Source organism: Caldimonas hydrothermalis (genome assembly GCF_056746695.1).
This window is the reverse complement of the sequence record NZ_JBWQXA010000010.1, coordinates 1-19,562: the sequence shown is the minus strand read 5'-3', so window position 1 is coordinate 19,562 and position 19,562 is coordinate 1. Positions and strand designations below refer to the sequence as shown.

At 68.1% G+C, this 19,562-nt stretch carries 13 protein-coding genes, 1 pseudogene, 1 riboswitch and 1 other annotated feature; of the genes and pseudogenes, 10 read left to right on the top strand and 4 right to left on the bottom strand.

What is annotated here, in order from left to right; all coding sequences use genetic code 11:
* Positions 1-4: 4 nt before the first annotated feature.
* Positions 5-1,111: an FAD-dependent monooxygenase gene (locus AC1ECW_RS12645; RefSeq protein ID WP_409707504.1), complete on the bottom strand. Its 1,107-nt coding sequence runs from the start codon at positions 1,109-1,111 to the stop codon at positions 5-7.
* 40 nt (positions 1,112-1,151) lie between these two features.
* Here AC1ECW_RS12645 and AC1ECW_RS12640 point away from each other — a divergent pair, with 40 nt between their 5' ends.
* Entirely contained in the window at positions 1,152-3,596 is a 2,445-nt protein-coding gene (locus tag AC1ECW_RS12640) for an AsmA family protein (protein WP_481201964.1), read from the top strand.
* A complete protein-coding gene (locus tag AC1ECW_RS12635) occupies positions 3,593-4,456 on the top strand; it encodes an MOSC domain-containing protein (protein ID WP_481201963.1) in 864 nt (287 codons plus the stop codon). Before AC1ECW_RS12640 ends, AC1ECW_RS12635 begins: the two co-directional genes overlap by 4 nt.
* Positions 4,457-4,475: 19 nt before the next feature.
* Here AC1ECW_RS12635 and AC1ECW_RS12630 read toward each other — a convergent pair whose 3' ends face one another.
* On the bottom strand, positions 4,476-5,363 hold the full coding sequence (locus AC1ECW_RS12630) for a LysR family transcriptional regulator (RefSeq protein WP_481201962.1): 888 nt from the start codon (positions 5,361-5,363) through the stop codon (positions 4,476-4,478).
* A 110-nt stretch (positions 5,364-5,473) separates the two neighbouring features.
* On the opposite strand from AC1ECW_RS12630, the gene metE reads away from it, so the two are divergent.
* The 5 genes from metE to AC1ECW_RS12605 all read left to right on the top strand — a co-directional run bounded on the left by metE (position 5,474) and on the right by AC1ECW_RS12605 (position 11,439).
* Positions 5,474-7,762 (top strand): 5-methyltetrahydropteroyltriglutamate--homocysteine S-methyltransferase, encoded by a 2,289-nt coding sequence (gene metE, locus AC1ECW_RS12625; RefSeq protein WP_481202013.1) that lies wholly within the window; start codon positions 5,474-5,476, stop codon positions 7,760-7,762.
* A 3-nt stretch (positions 7,763-7,765) separates the two neighbouring features.
* A riboswitch (cobalamin riboswitch) is annotated at positions 7,766-7,972 on the top strand.
* Between the two features lie 138 nt (positions 7,973-8,110).
* Positions 8,111-8,875, top strand: a complete 765-nt coding sequence (locus AC1ECW_RS12620; RefSeq protein ID WP_409704762.1) for an acyl-CoA thioesterase — start codon at positions 8,111-8,113, stop codon at positions 8,873-8,875.
* Positions 8,856-9,368 carry a GNAT family N-acetyltransferase gene (locus AC1ECW_RS12615; RefSeq protein WP_409704760.1) on the top strand — a complete coding sequence of 171 codons (513 nt, stop codon included), beginning with the start codon at positions 8,856-8,858 and terminating at the stop codon, positions 9,366-9,368. The genes AC1ECW_RS12620 and AC1ECW_RS12615 overlap by 20 nt, the downstream gene beginning before the upstream one ends.
* Positions 9,369-9,389: 21 nt before the next feature.
* A complete protein-coding gene (gene ychF, locus AC1ECW_RS12610; protein ID WP_409704758.1) occupies positions 9,390-10,484 on the top strand; it encodes a redox-regulated ATPase YchF in 1,095 nt (364 codons plus the stop codon).
* A 70-nt stretch (positions 10,485-10,554) separates the two neighbouring features.
* The gene (locus tag AC1ECW_RS12605) at positions 10,555-11,439 is read left to right on the top strand and encodes an aldo/keto reductase (protein ID WP_409704756.1); all 885 of its coding nucleotides are present in this window, start codon (positions 10,555-10,557) and stop codon (positions 11,437-11,439) included.
* 123 nt (positions 11,440-11,562) lie between these two features.
* On the opposite strand, the gene putA is transcribed toward AC1ECW_RS12605, so the two are convergent.
* Both putA and AC1ECW_RS12595 read right to left on the bottom strand, forming a co-directional pair.
* The gene (gene putA, locus AC1ECW_RS12600) at positions 11,563-15,267 is read right to left on the bottom strand and encodes a trifunctional transcriptional regulator/proline dehydrogenase/L-glutamate gamma-semialdehyde dehydrogenase (RefSeq protein WP_481201961.1); all 3,705 of its coding nucleotides are present in this window, start codon (positions 15,265-15,267) and stop codon (positions 11,563-11,565) included.
* A gap of 224 nt (positions 15,268-15,491) precedes the next feature.
* A pseudogene (locus AC1ECW_RS12595) lies at positions 15,492-16,758 on the bottom strand (IS3 family transposase).
* Positions 16,332-16,449: a sequence feature (AL1L pseudoknot), on the bottom strand. Its footprint overlaps the pseudogene before it by 118 nt.
* A gap of 152 nt (positions 16,759-16,910) precedes the next feature.
* Here AC1ECW_RS12595 and AC1ECW_RS12590 point away from each other — a divergent pair.
* The 3 genes from AC1ECW_RS12590 to AC1ECW_RS12580 all read left to right on the top strand — a co-directional run.
* On the top strand, positions 16,911-18,203 hold the full coding sequence (locus AC1ECW_RS12590) for an IS5 family transposase (RefSeq protein WP_481201960.1): 1,293 nt from the start codon (positions 16,911-16,913) through the stop codon (positions 18,201-18,203).
* 634 nt (positions 18,204-18,837) lie between these two features.
* Complete coding sequence (locus AC1ECW_RS12585) at positions 18,838-19,236, top strand: helix-turn-helix domain-containing protein (RefSeq protein WP_481201959.1); 399 nt, start codon at positions 18,838-18,840, stop codon at positions 19,234-19,236.
* Positions 19,220-19,562: hypothetical protein (locus AC1ECW_RS12580; RefSeq protein ID WP_481201958.1), on the top strand; the 343-nt coding region annotated here is incomplete at its 3' end. The genes AC1ECW_RS12585 and AC1ECW_RS12580, both read left to right, overlap by 17 nt.

The window sequence follows — 19,562 nt, the reverse complement described above, 5'->3', positions numbered from 1 at the left end:
TCCTTCAGGCATCGAGCGCGCGGGCCGTGAGCCAGCGCTTCAAGGGCGGCAGGGCATTGACCAGACCCAGGCCGCGGTTGCGGAGTTCCTTCACCGGTGCCGACGAGGCGGCAAACAGGTGCAGCAGGCCATCGGTGAGCTGCCCCATGGCCCAGGTGGGGGCGCTGCGCGCACGCGCGTAGCGGCGCAGCAGCCGCTCGTCGCCTGGCGAACGCCAGGCCTCGCGCGCGCCCAGCACCTCGGCCAGGGCCTGCACGTCGGCCAGGCCCAGATTGAGCCCCTGCCCGGCCAGCGGATGCACGACGTGGGCCGCATCGCCCAGCAGCACCCAGCCCGGGCCGCACACCCGGTCGGCCTGGGCGAGCGCCAGCGGCCAGCCGACGCAGGTGCCGTGCAGTTGGAGCCGGCCAGCCGCACCGCCGGTGGCCTCGTTCAGGGCCTGCTCCAGTGCGCCCGGCGGCGCTTCCAGCCAGGCCTGTGCCTGGGCCCGGGGCAAGGACCACACCAAGGCGTAGGAGCAGTCGGCCTGCGGGCGGTCGAAGGGCAGAAGGGCCAGCACATCGGGGCTGCGGAACCATTGCCGAGCCACGCCCCGGTGCGGGGCATCGGCCACCAGCCGGGCCGCCAGCGCCGTCTGGCCATAGTCATGCCGCGTCCATCGCACCCCCAGCGCCGCGCGGCGCGCCGAGTAGCGGCCCTCACAGATGGCTTCGAGCTCGGCCTGGACCGGTCGATCGACCACCGTCACATGCGGCTGGCACTGCAACACCCGCGAGAGTTCCTGCTCCAGTGCGGCCGCATCGACGATCCACGCCAGCTCGCGCACCCCCTGTTGCCAGGCCGAGAACTCCAACGTGGCGCCCGGGGCATCGCCCTCGACACGCATGTCGTAGACGGGCGTGGTCGACCCGGCGGGCAGATGGGGCCAGACCTTCAGTCCTTCGAGCAGGGCCACCGACCTCGCGTTGAGCGCGTAGGCGCGCACGTCTTCGACGGGTTGCGCCGACGGGGGTGCGCTGATCGCCACGCGCAGGCCTTCGCGCGCCAGGGCCAGCGCCAGCGTCTTGCCGACGATGCCGTGGCCCAGGATGGAAACGTCGTAACGGGTCATGAAGGCCCATTGTAGGGGCCGGGGCCCTATGATCCTGCCCATGCCCCGCACCTCATCTTCTTGGCTTCGGCGCGCAGCATGGCTGGCCGCCGGCCTGGCGGCCCTGGCCCTGATCGCCGCCGCCTGGCTGGTCCTGCAGTTCGATGCCGAACGCTACAAGGGCCTGGCGGTCCACTGGGTGCGGGAACACCACCAGCGTGAGCTGAAACTCGAAGGGCCGGTGAGACTGAGCCTGCTGCCACGGCTGGCCGTGCGCATCGAGCAGGCTTCGCTGAGCGAGCGCGACCAGCCCGAAACGTTTGCCAGCGTCCAGCAGGCTTCGCTGTCGGTGGCCCTGTGGCCCTTGCTGCGCGGCGTGCTGGCAGTCGAGCAGGTCGAGCTGCGCCATGCCAGCGTCCGGCTCACGCGTGACAGCGAAGGCCGGCGCAACATCGACGACCTGCTCAAGCCCCGCCGGAATGCGGACGGCCCGGCACCGGCGGCCCCGCCGGCCGCTTCCACGCCGCTGCGCTTGGACGTGCAGGGTGTCTTGGTCGAAGACCTGCGCTTGCAGCTCGACGACCGGCCCGCGGCCGTGCGCGGCGAGGTGCACTTGCGCCGCCTGCGCACCGGCCGCCTGGCCCACCAGGTGCCCACCGACGTCGAACTCGATCTGCAAGCCCGCATGGACGAACCGGCCGCCCAGGTGGATGTCCAGGGCCGTGCCCGCGTCCAGTTCGACCTCGACACCGCCTCAGCGGCGCTGCGCGAGATGGCGCTGACCGTGCAGGGTCAGGCCGCAGGATGGACCGGCATCGCGGCGCAGCTCGAAGGCATGCTGGCCTATGACGGCCCGCAGCACGCGGTGCAGGCCGAAGGCCTGCGCCTGACCTGGGGCGCCAGCCGCGGCGCGATGCAGTGGCACGACAGCAGCCTGAGCATCGAGCGCTTCGGCTTCGAGCCCGAACGCCGGTCGCTCGTCGTCGACACCCTGGCCCTGCGTCTGCAGGCCCGCATGCACGCCCAGACCCTGGCGCTCGATCTCGACTGGCCCTCACTGGAAGTGGCCGGTGATGCGATCCAGGGCGGGCCGCTGCAAGGCCGGATCGCGGCCTCCGGCCCGACCGCCGCGCAGGCTGAGTTCCGTTCCGCGACGCCCCGCGGCGGCTTCGACCGCGTCGAGCTGCCCGACCTGCGACTGCGCCTGAAGGGCCGCAGCGGCGCCCATGCGCTCGACGGCCAAGCCCAGGCCTTGCTCACGGTGCAGCCCCAAACTTTGCAGGTCGCCCTGCTCCACCTGCGCGGCAGCACACGCGTGGAGACCCCGGGCCTACAGCCGCAGACCCTGCAGCTCCAGGGCCAGGCACAAGGATCGGCCGCTGTGTCGCAGTGGCAGCTCGAGGGCCGGCTGGGCACCAACGGCTTCACTACGTCCGGCCGCCTGGACCTGTCCACTGCGGTGCCGACGCTGCAGGCCCAGGCCCGCTTCGACCGGCTCGATCTCAACGAGGTGCTGGCCCCCTCGGCCACGACCGCCGCGCCCCCGGCCCGCGCCCCCGCAGGCCCCAGGGCGGTGGATCTGTCGGCCCTGCAGGCCGTGCAGGGCCGCCTGGAGCTGCAGGCCGGCGAACTCGCCTATCGGCATTACCGCCTGGCGGACGCCCGCGTCCAGGCCGAACTGAAGGACGGCACCCTCGTCGTGCCCACCTTGGCCGGCCGCATCTGGGGCGGGCGCTTCGATGGCAACGCGCGCGCCGAGGCCGGCAGCCGGCGTCTCGCCCTGCGCGGCACGGCCCAGGGCATCGACGTGGGAGCCGCAGTGCGCGACGTCGCAGAGAAGGACCTGCTGGCCGGGCGCGGCGACCTGCGCCTGGATCTGAGCACCAGCGGTGGCACCGTCGAGGCACTGCGCTCGGCCCTCGCCGGCCAGGCCGCCCTGCAGGTGCGTGATGGCGCCATCAAGGGCTTCAACCTGGCCCGTGCGCTGCGCGAGGCCAAGGCCGCGCTCACACTCAACCGCGATGCGCTTCAGCAAGCCCGTGCCACCGAGCAGACCGATTTCTCGGAGATGAGCGTGAGCTTCCAGATTGCCGAGGGGGTGGCACGCAGCAAGGATCTCGACATGAAGAGCCCCTTCCTGCGCGTGGGTGGCGAGGGCCTGATCGACATCGGCCGCAACCGCATCGACTACACCGTGCGGGCGGCCGTCACCTCCACGGCCCAGGGCCAGGGGGGGGCCGAACTGGCCGCGCTGCGCGGCTTGACGGTGCCGGTGCGCCTCACCGGCCCGCTCGAGGCCATCGAGTGGAATGTGCGCTGGTCGGCCGTGGCCGCCCAGGCCGCCACCACGCAGTTGCGTGACAAGCTGGAAGAACAGCTCAAAGGCCGCCTGGGAGGCAAGGCAGCGCCCGCAGAAGGCGCCGCCTCCGAGCCTGCCGCTGCGCGCAGCCTGGAGGATGTCGCAAAGGACAAACTGAAAGACAAGCTGAGAGGACTCTTCAAGTGAGCGACGTGAATTTCCGTGTGGGAGCGTTGTATGTGCATCCCATCAAGTCGTGTGCGGCGGTGCCGGTGAACCAGGCCCTGATGATCGAGACCGGCCTGGAGTTCGATCGGGCCTGGATGGTGGTCGACGAGCGCGGCGACTTCCTCAGCCAGCGCGAGCTGCCGCGCATGGCCCTGATCCGTCCGACGCTGCGCGCGGCTGACATGGTGCTGCGAGCGCCGGGCATGCTGGCCCTGCACATCGCCTACGACACCGTGGAGGCCCCCACGCGGGTGACGGTCTGGGACGACACCGTGCCGGCCTACGACATGGGCGACCTGGCCGCCCAGTGGTTCAGCGATTTCCTGGGCCGGCGCGTGCGCCTGGTGCGCTTCGATCCTGATCACAAGCGCCTGTCCAGCCTGAAGTGGACAGGCGGTATCGAAGCTGAAAATCAGTTTACCGACGGCTTCCCGCTGCTGGTCGTCACCCGCTTGGCGCTGGACGAGCTCAACACGCGCCTGGCGGCCCAGGGCCGGCCTGCGGTGACGATGGAGCGCTTCCGCCCCAACCTCGTGCTCGATGCCGTGGACGAGACCTTGACGGCCCATGCCGAAGACCACCTGGAAGAACTGCACATCGAGACGGACGACGGCCCCGTGCGCCTGAAGCTCGTGAAGCCCTGCGTGCGCTGCTCCATCCCCGACGTGGACCCGGCCACGGCCGAGACCGGGCAGGCCGTGGGCGACGCGCTGGCGGGCTACCGGGCCGATGCGCGCATGAACGGCGGCCTGACCTTCGGCATGAACGCCATCGTGCTGGACGGCGTGGAGCGGCTGCTGCGCGTGGGCCACACCGGCGTGGGACGCTGGGCCTTTTGACCGAAGCGCCCCGCGCCGCTCAAGCCGCCGTACCGCGGCACCGAAGCAAGAAGTCGGCCACGTAGGCCACGGCGCGGTCTGAGCGGCGCACCCCCAGGTGGATCTGCTTGGGCAGCCCGGCCGCACCCAGGCGCACGCAGGTGATCGGCAAGCGCGCGGCGTACTCCTGCGCCAACCACGCCGGCATGGCTGTCACCGCCCGCCCTGCGGCCACCAACTGCAACAGCACCTCGGTGTTTTCCACCGTCTTGTGCCGGTGCGGCAACACACCCGCCGGGGTCAGGAAGCGCGTGTACACGTCGAGCCGATCGGCCGGGACCGGATAGGTGAGCAAGGTCTCCGAGGCCAGATCCTGAGGGTCGGCATGCCCCTGCCCGGCCAGCCGGTGCCCCTGCGCGACCACCAGCACCTGCTCGTAATCGAACACCGGCTCGAAATGCACCTGCGAATGCTGCACAGGGTCCGGCGTCACGAGCACATCGATCTCATGGGCCAGCAAGGCGCCCATGCCACCGAACTGAAACCGCTGATGGACATCGAGGTCCACATCCGGCCAACGCGCCAGGAACGGACCGATCTGCCGGTGCAGCCACTGGTAGCAGGGATGGCACTCCATCCCGATGCGCAAGGTGCCGCGCTCGCCGCGTGCGTATTGTCGCAAGCGATCCTCGGCCAGTTCCAGTTGCGGCAACACCCGCAGCGCCGTGCGCAGCAACTCCTGACCGGCTTGTGTGGGCACCAGGCGCTTGCCTTCCCGACGCCACACCGGCGTTCCCACGCGCTGCTCGAGCTTGCGCATCGTGTGGCTGAGCGCCGACTGTGTCAGGCACAGGTGCTGCGCGGCAGCGGTCAAGGATCCTTGGCGCGCCACCTCCCGGACGATTGCGAGGTGGATCCTCTCAATCATGAACCGTTTTGATTGAAATCTGACAAATCATCATTTTACTTCATTCGTTGCCTGCGACAGCATCGCGTCCTCGACAAACACCCCCATCCCGACGGAGGACGCCCATGCCCATGGTCACCACCCACAACCTCGGATTCGCGCGCATCGGCGCGCGCCGTGAACTGAAATTCGCCCTCGAAGCCCACTGGCGTGGCGAGGTCCCCGTCGATCACGTCTTGCACACCGCCGCCCAATTGCGTGAACGGCACTGGGCGGCTCAGAACGGGCTCGACTGGGTCCCGGTGGGCGACTTTTCGCTGTATGACCATGTGCTGGACACCTGCGCGGCGCTGGGATGCCTGCCGGCACGCGCGCAGGCCGCCGGGCTCGACCGATGGTCGGTGTACTTTCGTGCCGCGCGCGGCCGCGCCCATGCCCACTGCAGCGCCGACCCGGTAGCCGCTGCGGAGATGACCAAATGGTTCGACACGAACTACCACTATCTCGTGCCGGAGTTCGACGCCCACACCGAATTCCAGCTCGACGATGCGTGGCTGCAGGCGCAATGGGAACAGGCCCGCGCCCTGGGGGTGCGAGGCAAGCCCGTCTTGCTCGGGCCGGTGAGCTTGCTGCGCTTGGGCAAGGCGCGCGACGGCTCCGACCCCTTGGACCTGCTGCCCAGGCTGCTGCCGGTTTATGCACAGTGGCTCGAACGCCTGCACCGCGCCGGCGCCACCTGGGTGCAGATGGATGAGCCGGCGCTGGTACAAGACTTGGACGAGCGCTGGCGTCACGCCTTCAACCTGGCCTACCACACCCTCAAGGCCGTGCCGGTTCAACTGCTGGTGACCACCTACTTCGGCGCGCTGCGCGACAACCTGTACCTGGCCGCCCACCTGCCGGTGGCCGGCTTGCATCTCGATGCCGTGCGCGCGCGCGGCGAGATCGACGCCGCACTGAACCTGGTGCCGCCCACCAAGGTGCTCTCGCTGGGCGTGATCGACGGCCGCAACGTCTGGAAAACCGACCTGGACGCCACCTTGGACTGGCTGGAGCCGCTGGCCGAGCGTTTGCAAGACCGTTTGTGGCTGGCGCCCTCGTGCTCCTTGATGCATGTGCCGGTGGATCTGGATGCCGAGACGCGCCTGCCACAGCCGTTGCGCTCGTGGCTGTCGTTTGGGATACAAAAGCTTCAGGAACTGCACATCCTGGCCCGCGCGCTCAAGGAGGGACGAGACAGCGTGGCCCCGCTGCTCGAGCAGCAGCGACGAGCGCTTCGATCGCGACGCGAAAGCCCCGGCGTGCATCGTCCCGAGGTGCAAGCGGCACTGGCCGCGTGGGACGATACGCTCGGCCAGCGGCGCAGCCCTTACGCGCAGCGCAGCGCCGTCCAGCAGCAGCGCCTGGGGCTGCCGGCCTGGCCCACCACGACGATCGGTTCGTTTCCGCAGACGCCCGCCATTCGTCAGCAACGCAAACGCCTGCGTGAAGGTCTGATCGACGCCGCCATGTACGAGCAGGCGATGCAAGAGGAGATCGACCATTGCATCCGGGCACAAGAGGACCTGGGGCTGGACGTACTCGTCCACGGCGAGGCCGAGCGCAACGACATGGTGGAATACTTCGCCGAGCAACTCGAGGGCTTTGCCGTCACCGAGCACGGCTGGGTGCAGTCCTACGGCTCGCGCTGCGTGAAGCCGCCCGTTCTGTACGGCGACGTGCAACGCCCGGCGCCGATGACGCTGCACTGGACTCGTTACGCCCAATCAAGAACCAAGCGCCCCGTCAAGGGCATGCTCACCGGCCCGGTGACCCTGCTGAACTGGTCCTTCGTGCGCGATGACCAGGCGCGGGAGCGGACTTGTCGCCAACTGGCGCTGGCCTTGCGGCAAGAAGTGCTGGACCTCGAAGCCGCCGGCATCGCGATCATCCAGATCGACGAACCCGCCTTGCGTGAAGGCCTGCCCTTGCGGCGCGAGGACCAGTCCGATTACCTGCGCTGGGCGAGCCAGTGCTTTCGGATGGCTGCCAACGGCGTGGCCGATCACACCCAGATCCACACCCACATGTGCTACAGCGAGTTCAACGACATCATCGAGCACATCGCCGCCCTGGACGCCGATGTCATCACGATCGAGACCGCACGCTCGGCCATGGACCTGCTCGATGCCTTCGAGCGCCACGCCTACCCCAACGGCATCGGCCCCGGGGTGTACGACATCCACAGCCCCAACATCCCGTCCACGGCGCAGATGGCGGCCTTGCTGCGCCGCGCGGCGCAGCATCTGTCGCCCCGCCAGTTGTGGGTCAACCCCGACTGCGGCCTGAAGACCCGGCAGTGGCACGAAGTGCTGCCCGCGTTGCGAAACATGGTGGCCGCCGCGCGCGAGCTGCGCGAGCACACACCGTGTCTGGCTTGAGGTAAAGTGAAAATGCTTCGCGGTTTCTTGCCCCGCGGCAAGAATGAAAAGGGAACGACAGAAGGGTCGTGCAAGCGACCTGCGCTGTGGCTGCCCCCGCAACTGTGATCGGCGAGTTCGCGGTCCAACACGTCACTGGCCTCGTGCTGGGAAGACCGACCCGAACCATGACCCGAGAGCCAGGAGACCTGCCGTGAAGCACTGTGTCTGTGAACAGGGCGGGGTGTCCCTGATCTGGGCGCGTGGTCGACCCTGACGGTGGCGGCATGCCAGCCTGCCCTCGCCGGGTCTGCCGCTGCATCCGGCCTTGACGACGCCTTGCCCTTGCCGTGAAGGAGTCGTCATCTCATGCCCTCGCCCGCCTCGAAGCACGATACGCCCCCGCCCCTGCCCAGCCTGCGCACCGTGGACATGGTGTGGCCGGACCAGTCCAACCACCATGGCACCCTGTTCGGCGGCGCAGCCGTGGCCATGCTGGACCGGATGGCCTATATCGTCGGCGCGCGGGCCTTGTCCGGCCCCGTGGTGACCGCCAGCATCACCGAGCTGGCTTTTGCCTGCGCGGCCCCGGCCGGTCAGCTCGTCGAAGCGCACGCGCGCGTCACCGACATCGGCCAGCGCTCGGCCTGGATCGAAGCCGAGCTGGTCCGTGAAGATCTGCTCAGCGGCGATCGGGCCACCTGCGTGAGCGGGCGCTTCGTGATGGTGCTTCCCCCATCGCACGCTGCGCGTGCTGCGACCGCCTCGGTGCCCGCTGCCACGAGCATCGAGCCACCGGCCCAGGCCTGTACCGTGGCCGAGATCGTCTTTCCCAGCCATGTGAACCACCGCGGCATCCTGCACGGCGGTCCGGCCATGGCCTGGATGGCCAAAGCCGGTTTCGTCGCCGCCACACGCCACAGCCGGCGCACGGTGGTGATGGCCGGCTGCGAGCGGGTGGATTTCGACGCCCCGGCCCATGTGGGCGACATCGTCGAAGTGCACGCCTGGGTCAGCCGCACCGGGCGCCGCTCGATCCAGGTTCAGGCGCAAATGTGGATCGAGTCGGCCGACACCGGGCAACAGCGGCGCTGCACCACCGCGACGATGACCTATGTGGCCCTCGACACTTGAGCTGCAAGCCCTGCAGCCGGCGCACGCTCACGCCTTGCAGTTGCTGATGCTGGCGCTGCCCGGGCGTGATCGTCGCACGCGCTTCGGCCACGCCATCGACGACGACGCCTTGTGCGGGTGGATCCAGCGCCTGCCTTGGAACGAACAACGTGCCTGGGGCTTGTGGGCCGGGGATGACCTGGGGCTGGTGGCGGCCTTGCATCTGTTCGACACCGCCCAGGCCCATGTGTGCGAACTGGCCGTGGTGGTGCATCCCCGACTGCGCCGCCGCGGTCTGGGCAGCTTGTTGTTGCACACAGCCATCGCGCAGGCCCCGGATGTACACACCCTGCTGTGTGCGCATGGACACCCCTTCATCCGCGCCCTCAGCGTGCGCCACTGCTGGCCAGTCACCCCCTGGGGGCTGCAGGCCGGCTGGCGTGTGGTGGTGCGCCGTCCGGTCGCCTGCGCGCTGCCGGACGTCTGCCACGCCCCGGTAAAATCCGAGGTTTGACCCCGCCGAGCCCGAGACACCATGAGCCTGAAATGCGGCATCGTGGGCCTGCCCAACGTGGGCAAGTCCACGCTCTTCAACGCCCTCACCAAGGCCGGCATCGCCGCCGAGAACTACCCCTTCTGCACCATCGAGCCCAATGTGGGCATCGTGGAGCTGCCCGACCCGCGCCTGGCCAAGCTTGCCGAGATCGTCAAGCCCGAACGGGTGGTGCCGGCCATCGTGGAGTTCGTGGACATCGCCGGCCTGGTGGCGGGCGCGTCCAAGGGCGAGGGCCTGGGCAACCAGTTCCTCAGCCACATCCGTGAGACCGACGCCATCGTCAACGTGGTGCGCTGCTTCGAGGACGAGAACATCATCCATGTGGCCGGCCGGGTCGATCCCATCTCCGACATCGAGGTGATCCAGACCGAACTGTGCCTGGCCGACCTGGCCACGGTGGAAAAGAGCCTGCTGCGCTACACCAAGGTGGCGCGTGCCGGCGGCGACAAGGAGGCTCAGCGCCTGGTGGATGTGCTGAGCAAGTGCCAGGCCGCGCTGAACGAGGGCCAGCCGGTGCGCACGATCGACTTCAGCAAGGAAGAGCTGGCCGTGCTCAAGCCGCTGTGCCTGATCACCGCCAAGCCGGCGATGTTCGTGGGCAACGTGGCCGAGGACGGCTTCGAGAACAACCCCTTGCTCGACCGCCTGAAGGACTACGCCGCACGGCAGAACGCACCGGTGGTGGCCATCTGCGCCAAGACCGAGGCCGAGCTGGCCGACATGAGCGACGAAGACCGGCTCATGTTCCTGCAGGCCATGGGCCAGGACGAGCCCGGCCTGAACCGCCTGATCCGCGCTGCTTTCAAGCTGCTGGGCCTGCAGACCTACTTCACCGCCGGCGAGAAGGAAGTGCGCGCCTGGACCGTGCCCATCGGCGCCACGGCCCCCCAGGCCGCCGGGGTCATCCACACCGACTTCGAGCGCGGCTTCATCCGTGCGCAAACCATCGCCTACGACGACTACATCGCCTATGGCGGAGAACAAGGCGCCAAGGATGCCGGCAAGATGCGCGCCGAGGGCAAGGAGTACATCGTCAAGGACGGCGATGTGATGCACTTCCTGTTCAACGTCTGAGCCCCCATCGCTCCCCTGGACGAGGCGCCCTTTGTGGGCGCCTCGTTTGTTTCCAGCCGAGGTAACCGCCATGAAACCTGCCTCCCCCGCTCTGCTCTCGCCCATCGTGGCCGGCTGCTGGCGCCTGGACCAGTGGGGCTGGACACCACAGGAGCGGCTGCGCTGGATCGAGCAATGCGTCGAGCTGGGTGTGACGAGCTTCGACCATGCCGACATCTACGGCGGCTACACCGTCGAAGCCTTGTTCGGCGAGGCCCTGGCGCTGGCGCCGCACCTGCGAGCGCGCCTGCAACTGGTGAGCAAGTGCGGCATCCAGCTCGTGTCACCGCAGCGCCCCCAGTACCGTGTGAAGGCCTACGACAGCTCGCGCGATCACATCATCGCCAGCGTGGAGCATTCGCTCAAGGCTCTGCGCACCGATCACCTGGATCTCCTACTGCTGCACCGCCCCGACCCGTTGCTCGATGCCGACGAGGTGGCCGAGACCTTCGAGCACCTGCGCACCGCGGGCAAGGTGAAGCACTTCGGCGTGTCGAATTACTCGCCGGCACAGTTCGAGCTGCTGGCCAGCCGCACGACCTTGGTCACCAACCAGGTCGAGTGCTCGCTGCTGCACCTGGCGCCTTTGCACGATGGCAGCTTCGACCAGATGCAGCGGTTGCGGCTGTCGCCGATGATCTGGTCGCCGCTGGCGGGTGGCCGGCTTTTCAGTGGGGAAGGCGAGCCCGAACGGCGCGTGCGCGCGGCCCTGCAGGCCGTGGCGCACGAGCACGGCTGCAGCGCGGCCACCATGGCGCATGCCTGGCTGCTGCGCCTGCCCTGCCGGCCTCACCCCATCGTGGGTTCGCGTCGCATCGAGGCGATGCGCGAGGCGGTGGCGGCGTTGTCGCTGCGTCTGGATGCGCCGACCTGGCATGCCCTGTGGTCGGCCGCCGCGGGCCGCCCCGTCCCGTGAAGACGCCGGACGGGCATCCCCAATGTTCGAATCCTGGGGGTGATCTCATGAACCCCCTCCCCACTAACCCAGCGGCTTCACAAGGCCGCGGGGCGGCCTGCGGGGAGACAGCGCCGGCCTGTCTCAGTCCAGCGTCATCAACGAGGCGTTGCCGCCGGCGGCCGCCGTGTTGATGCTCACCGAGCGCTCGATCACCAGGCGCTCGAGGGGGACCCGGGTGTCGCCCGCTGCGCACCGGGTCAGACTGACCACCGGGCCGGGGCGCTCGGCCAGGGCCCGCAGAACGGCCCGGGCCGATTCGGGAGGGCCGTGCAGCAGCACGGCATCCAGCCGGCCCGGGGCCTGCAAGGCATGGGCGCGCAGCTCGAGATGCCGGGCCACCTCGGGCGGCAGGCGCTCGGCCAGCGCGGAAGCCTCGGTGGGCCAGATGGCGTGAGCCCCCACGGCCAGCACGGCCGCCAGTTGCACCAGACGGTCCGTATCGGCTTCGGCCAGACAGAGCACCGCGTCGCGGCCCAGCAGGTGGTAGGTGTTGCGTTCGCCGGTGGGGCCCGGCAGGGTCTGCACCAGGCCCACCCGGGAGGCGGCCGCCAGGCGCTCGCAGACCTGCGCCAGCACGGGCTGCCCCTGCGCGGCCCAGTCGCGCAAGGCCCGCAGGGCCGGCGCCATGGGTGGGGGGTGGCCGCCCAGCGCGTGCGCGAGCACCTCGCCCGGGCCCCGCGCCAGCAGCCGGTACAAATACAGCGGCCCGCCCGCCTTGGGCCCGGTGCCCGACAGCCCTTCGCCCCCGAAGGGCTGCACGCCCACCACCGCCCCGATCATGTTGCGGTTCACATAGACGTTGCCGACGTGGGCGCTGCGCAGCACATGCTCCACGGTTTCGTCGATGCGGGTGTGCAGACCCAGTGTGAGGCCGTAGCCGGTGGCGTGGATCTGCGCGATGAGCGCGTCCAGCGCCTCGCGCCGGTAGCGCAGCACGTGCAACACCGGACCGAAGACCTCGCGCTGGAGTTCGGACAGATGATCGATCTCGATCAGCATGGGCGGCACGAAGTGGCCGGGGGGCAAGGGGCCGCCATGGCGCGCCCGCAGCGTGTGGACGCGCCGGCCCCGCGCGCGCATCGCTTCGATGTGGGCCTCGATGCGGAAGCGGGCGTCGGCATCGATCACCGGGCCCACGTCCACGGCCAGGCGGTCGGGGCGGCCCAGCGCCAGCTCCTCCATCGCCCCTTTGAGCATCGTGAGGATGGTGTCGGCCACCTCCTCCTGCAGGCACAGCACGCGCAGCGCCGAGCACCGCTGGCCGGCGCTGTCGAACGCCGAGGTGAGCACATCGGCCACCACCTGCTCGGGCAGGGCCGAGGAGTCGACGATCATCGCGTTCTGGCCTCCCGTTTCGGCCACCAGGGGCACAGGCTGCCCGCGGTCGTCGAGGCGGCCCGCCAGGGCGTGCTGCAGCAGGCGTGCCACCTCGGTGGACCCGGTGAAGAGCACGCCGCGGATGCGCGCATCGGCCACCAGGCGCGCGCCCACCGTCTCGCCGGGGCCCGGCAGCAGTTGCAAGGCCTGGCGAGGCACCCCGGCCTGCCACAAGGCCTGCACCGCCTGCGCGGCAATCAGAGGCGTCTGCTCGGCCGGCTTGGCCAGCACCGCATTGCCCGCCGCCAGCGCGGCCGCCACCTGGCCCACGAAGATGGCCAGCGGGAAGTTCCACGGGCTGATGCACACCACCGGGCCCAGCGCAGCATGGTCCACGCCGTCGAACTCGGCGCGCAACTGGGCCGCATCGAAGCGCAGGAAGTCCACCGCCTCGCGCACCTCGGCCACGGCGTTGGCGGCCGTCTTGCCGGCCTCGCGCATCAGCAGGCCCATCAGCACCGGCATCTGCGCTTCCAGCGCGTCGGCGGCGCGGTCCAGCACAGCGGCACGCTCGCGCGCGGGCGTCACGGCCCAGGGCCGGGCCTGCTGCACGGCCCGGTCGATCATCTCGAAAGAGGCCTCGATCACCGTGCCCACCCGGTCCGTGGGGTCGGCCGGGTTGACCACCGGCACGGCCTCGCCCTCGATCGTCGCTTCACCCGCCACCAAAGGTGCACAGCGCCAGGCCTGTCGCCGCGTCGCCTCGAGGGCCTCGGACACCGCTGCCAGCACGCGCTCGTCGGCCAGGTCCAGCCCGCGCGAGTTGCGCCGGGCGGCGCCCCGGAGGTCGCACGGCCGCACGATGGCCGGATGCGGGCGGCCCACACCGCCGTCCTGTGAGGCCGCCTGCTCCACCTGCGACACGGGGTCACGCACCAGCTCGTCCAGCGGCACGGTGGTGTCGGCCATGCGGTGCACGAAGGACGTGTTGGCGCCGTTTTCCAGCAGGCGGCGCACGAGGTAGGCCAGCAGGGTCTCGTGCGTGCCCACCGGCGCATAGATGCGGCAGGGGCGTCCCAGGCCACCGGCCTCGGGCGGGGCCACCACCTGCTCGTACAGCGGCTCGCCCATGCCGTGCAGGCACTGGAACTCATACTGCCCCGGCTGCCAGCGTGCCGGATCGGCCAGGTGGTACAGGGCCGCCAGCGTCTGCGCATTGTGCGTGGCGAACTGCGGATACACCGCCTCGGGCGCCGCGAGCAGCACGCGTGCGCAGGCGAGGTAGGACACGTCGGTGTGCACCTTGCGCGTGAACACCGGGTAGTCGTCCTGGCCGTCCACCTGGGCGCGCTTGATCTCGCTGTCCCAGTAGGCGCCTTTCACCAGGCGCACCATCAGCCGGCGCTCGTGGCGCCGGGCCAGCTCGATCAGGTGCTCGATCACCGGCAGCGCGCGCTTCTGGTAGGCCTGCACCACAAAGCCCAGGCCCTGCCACCCGGCCAGCGAGGGTTCGCCGCACAGCCGCTCCAGCAGGTCGAGCGAGAGCTCCAGCCGCTCGGCCTCCTCGGCGTCGATGTTCAGACCCAGATCGTGCGCCCTGGCCCGCTGCGCCAGGCCCAGCAGCACGGGGTAGAGTTCGTCCATCACCCGCTCCCGCTGCGCGCGGTGGTAGCGCGGATGCAGGGCCGAGAGCTTGATCGAGATGCCGGGGCCCTCGATCACACCGCGCCCGCCCGAGGCCCGCCCGATCGCATCGATGGCCGCCTCGTAAGCCTGCGCATAGCGCCGCGCATCGGCGGCCGTCATCGCGGCCTCGCCCAGCATGTCGTAGGAATGGCGAAAGCCCTCGGCCTCGCGCGCCTTCGCGCGCTGCAGTGCCTCGCCGATGGTTTCGCCGGTGACGAACTGCTCGCCCATCAGGCGCATCGCCAGGTCCACCCCCTTGCGGATCAGCGGCTCACCACCGGCTGCGACCAATCGCGTGAGCGAGGCCGACAGGCCCGTCTCGCTGTGGGTGGCCACGAGCTTGCCGGTGATCAGCAGGCCCCAGGTGGCCGCGTTCACGAAGAGCGAGGGGCTGCGCCCCAGATGCGCCTGCCACTGGCCGCGCGCGATCTTGTCGCGGATCAGCGCATCGCGCGTGGCGGCATCTGGAATGCGCAGCAGCGCCTCGGCCAGACACATCAAAGCCACGCCTTCCTGGGACGACAGCGAATACTCGTGCAGCAGGCCCTGCACCAGGCCGGCCCGCCCGGCTCCAGTCTGTCGCTCACGCAGGCGCTGGGTGAGGCGCCGAGCCAGGGCTTCGACCGGCGCCGCCAGGGTCTGCGGCAGCCGGGCGCGTTCCAGCAGGGCTGCCATCACCTGCGGCTCAGGCAAGCGCGTGGCGGCGGTGATGGCCCGCCTCAGCGGCTGCTCGGCAAAGGGGCTCGGGGTATGGAAGAGCGGGGAGATGGGTGACGAGTTCATGGTGCAGGCCAGGGCGACGATTGCCGCCATGGTGCGCCTGCGCCGGTTGGATTGTTGGTGGATTTCGATCGATCCAACGGGATGGCAATCCACGCCCGGCACCCCTGAACTGGACAAAATCCAGCGCACCGCGCCGCCCCATGTGGCCCCGCGAGGCGAGTGCCCGTAGGAAAGCGCCGACGCCTCGATATGAACCGCCCCGGGAATTGAGGAGGCTGTTTGGTTTAAGTTGAAACGGCAGATACGGTCTTTTGATCGACCTGCCGCCAGTAGTGTGCCTCAGCTTCGGCCGGTGGGATGTATCCAATGGGCTCAAGCAGTCGGATGTGGTTGAACCAGTGCACCCATTGCAGGGTGGCCAGTTCCACGGCTTCCCTGGTTTTCCAGGGCCCGCGGCGGTGAATCAACTCGGCCTTGTGCAGCCCGTTGATGGTCTCGGCCAGGGCGTTGTCGTAGCTGTCACCACGGCTGCCCACCGAGGGCTCAATGCCCGCTTCGGCCAGCCGTTCGGTGTACCGAATGGAGACGTACTGCGATCCTCTGTCGGAGTGATGAATCAAATGATCCGACAACTGCGGCTGACGCTCGTAGAGTGCCTGTTCCAGCGCATCCAGGACGAAGTCTGTGTGCATGGATTGGCTGACCCGCCAGCCCACGATACGTCGGGCATAGACGTCGATGACGAAGGCCACGAACAGCCAGCCCTGCCAGGTGCTGACGTAGGTGAAGTCCGACACCCACAGCTCGTTGGGTCGCTGGGCTTTGAAGTGGCGGTTGACCCGGTCCAGCGGACAGGGGGCTGAAGTGTCTGGCGTGGTGGTGCGCAGCTTCTTGCCGCGACGCACCGCCTGGATGCTCAGGTGCCTCATCAGGCGCTCGACGGTGCAGCGCGCCACCCGTATGCCCTCTCGGTTGAGTTGTTTCCAGACCTTGTCTGCACCGTAGACCTGCCAGTTCGCATGCCAGACCCGCTGGACTTCGGGGATCAGCAACGGGTCCCGTTTGGCCCGCTCGCAATCGATGTGCGGGTTGCGCCTGCGTGCCGCATGCAGGCGGTAACACGATGGGGCAATCTGCAAGAGCTTGCAGATCGGCTCGACCCCGAAGGTGTCGCGGTGGCGGTCGATGAAATCGATCAGGACTTGAGTCGGCGGTCGAGCTCCGCCTGGGCGAAAACAAGCGGATGCGCAGTTTCATCAAAAACGCGCTGGCCAGCTTGAGGATCTCGTTGGCACGGCGCAGCTCTTTGACCTCGCGCTCCAGCGCCTTGATGTGGGCTCGCTCCTCGGTGCTCAGGCCGTCACGGGTGCCAGTGTCGATCTCGTGCTGCTTGACCCATTCATGCAGGGTCTGCGGCACGCAGCCGATCTTGGGGGCAATCGATTCAATGCAGACCCATAAGGATGGGTACTCGCCTCGGTGTTCCTGCACCATGCGCACGGCACGCTCGCGCACCTCGGGTGAAAAACGGTTGGACTTCTTGCTGTTCATGGCTCCATCTTCTCAGAGTAAGGAGTCGCCCCTGCAAAACCCCACCCAGGCGCATGAACACTGTGCTTGCGGGGTGAATGCCGATGGTGAGAACTCCCGGTTTGCGTTGCAATGCCATTGACTTTCTGGGAGTTCTGGAGCTTGGCTGATCGATGAGCACGCCTGATTTCTTCCGCGCCCGACTGGACCAGATGATCGACCTGCGCCATCCACTTGCGGTGCTGGCCACACGCATGCCTTGGGCGCAGATCGAGGCGAGCCTGGCGCCGCTGCTGGCGCGTCCCAGCCGCGCCGGGCGCGCCATCGAGGGCGCCGACCTGTTTGGCCCCACGGTGCAAGTGGCCGGCGCCAGCGTGAGCGCTGCGGGGCGCCCGCGCCTGGCGATCCGCTTAATGGTGTCGCTGCTGTACCTCAAGCACGCCTATGGCCTGAGCGACGAGGCGGTGGTTCAGCGCTGGGCCGAGAACGTGGTGTGGCAGTTCTTCAGCGGGCAGGAGTACTACGAGCCGCGCCTGCCGTGCGATGCCACGCAGATCGGGCGCTTTCGGCGCTTGCTGGGCGAGGCCGGCGTGGAGGAGTTGCTGGCCAAGACGATCGAGGCGGCCGTGCAGATGCAGGCGGTACGCAAGAGCGAACTGCAGCGTGTGATCGTGGACACCACGGTGCAGGAAAAGGCCGTGGCCTATCCCACCGACAGCCGGCTGCTGGAAGTGGCGCGGGCCAAGGTGGTGCAACTGGCGCAGCGCGCCGGGCTCAAGCTGAAACAAACCTTCGAGCGCGAAGGCAAGAGCCTGCGCCGGCGCGCTGGCGGCTATGCGCATGCCCGCCAGTTCAAGCGGCTGCGCCAGGTGCTCAAGCGCCAGCGCACCGTCCTCGGACGGGTGCTGCGCGACGTGCAGCGCCGCCTGTGGCAAGTGCCGCAGGATGTGCGCGATCGCTTGCAGCCATGGCTGGAGCGTGCCGAACGCATCCGATGGCAGCACCCCAAGGACAAGCGCAAGCTGTACGCGCTGCATGCGCCGGAGGTCGAGTGCATCGGCAAGGGCAAGGCTCGCCAGCCCTATGAGTTCGGCGTGAAGGTCAACCGGGGGGCAGATGCCGACATTGGCGGGGTGACATTGATCCATCGCGGCAAGAGCCGGTCGCTCACGCGCAGCCAGTGGCGTTGGCTGAAGCGGCGTCAGGCGGTCGAGCCGGCCATCGGGCATGCCAAGCACGATCACGGCATGAAGCGCTGCTGGCTCAAGGGCGCCGACGGCGACGCGCTGCATGCGGTGTTGTGCGCAGCCGGCTTCAACATCCGTTGGCTGCTGCGCGCCATCGCCCGGCGGGGCATTGCTCCAGCCTTTTTGCGCTCGCTTTGGCTGCTGTCAGCGCTCGCAGCGTCCGCGAATCAACTCTCCACTCTTGCACGTCCGGCGCTTCTCGTCGGCGCCGCGAGATGAATTTTGCAGGGCCGACTAAGGAGCCTCCACGAAACCCGGGGCGGTTCAACTGCATCACGGCAGAGAGCTGACTCCCCTTTTGGGGGATCGGATGGGTATTGCACCCATCTGTGACAATTCGTAAGATCAAGGACAAATAGAGCAACTTTCTGTGGCAGGTAAGACCTACCCTTACCCTCACCTAGAAAGTCGCTCTACGGCCCGATTAGGGGCCTTCCTGGGCGGGCCCTGAAGGTTGATGACCGGAGGGATCTGGCCAGGAGGGTCTAGGACCTCCTCGACTGGGCCCCTTGGGCTCCCCCAGGGGAGTTCGGTAGGGGCAGGTAGTAAGAGGTCCAGGACTGTCTATAAACATCCTGTACTCAAGGATGTGTCTTAAGACTACGTATCGGATAGTAATAAAAGTACTTAATCCTAGACTATCTAGGACGAGTTGATAACTGTCAGGGAAGCTATAACCCCGTGGATGGGTCTATGAGGTACAGTGAAGCATTGACAGCCACGGCGTCATAATACGGGCGAAACTTAACTTGGGAGTAGCCTATGACCTTCGGAACATGGATGGTCGTGATCTATGTGGTCGTTTTGTTGGTCGTACTGGTGAGAAGGCTGTTTGACAGCTAGGAGGATGAAGATGCTGACTCAGTATCGAATGGACAACGAGGTCGCCAAACTCATGCGACGTCGATGTGGGGCGTACATCAAGGGACTGCGGATCGACGCTGGCCTGACCCAGGCGCAGGTAGCCAAGGCCCTTGGCTACACCTACTACACGATGATTTCCCAGGTCGAGGCGGGCAAGGCCCGCATCCCTCCGGAGGACTACCCCGAGTGGGCCCGTCTCCTGAAGGTCGACCTAGCGGAGTTCGCGAAGACGATCTTGTCGTTCATGGACCCGTTCACCTACCACGCAATCTTTGGGGGTGAGAACCCCATCGCAAAGGTCCAGAGAGAAAATGTACGTCACAAACGAGACCCTGGCAGTCGTCTTGTTGCGACTGGACGAACAACTACAAATGCTGGGGGAGACTGAGCTATTCCTTGATCCTGGTCCGGGTGGTAGCGATGCAGAGGACGAGGCGCTGAACGCCTGCGAGCCCGCGCTGACCGACCTGGACCGCTCGATGTTCGCTCCCTGGATGAGCTTCGACGTGGCCGACACGTCCTGGACCATCACCGCCGACCACAGCACGGGCACCCTCGTTGTGACCTCTCCCGACTTCTGCAATGGGAGTGACCTGCCCCCGTTTCCCGTACCACTGGCTTGGAACATTTCCGCGGGGTTGATGGACTTTACTCTTGGGTCTTCTGGGTCACGCGGGCTGCGTCGTCAGCTTTCTGGCGATGCAGCGAGGCGAA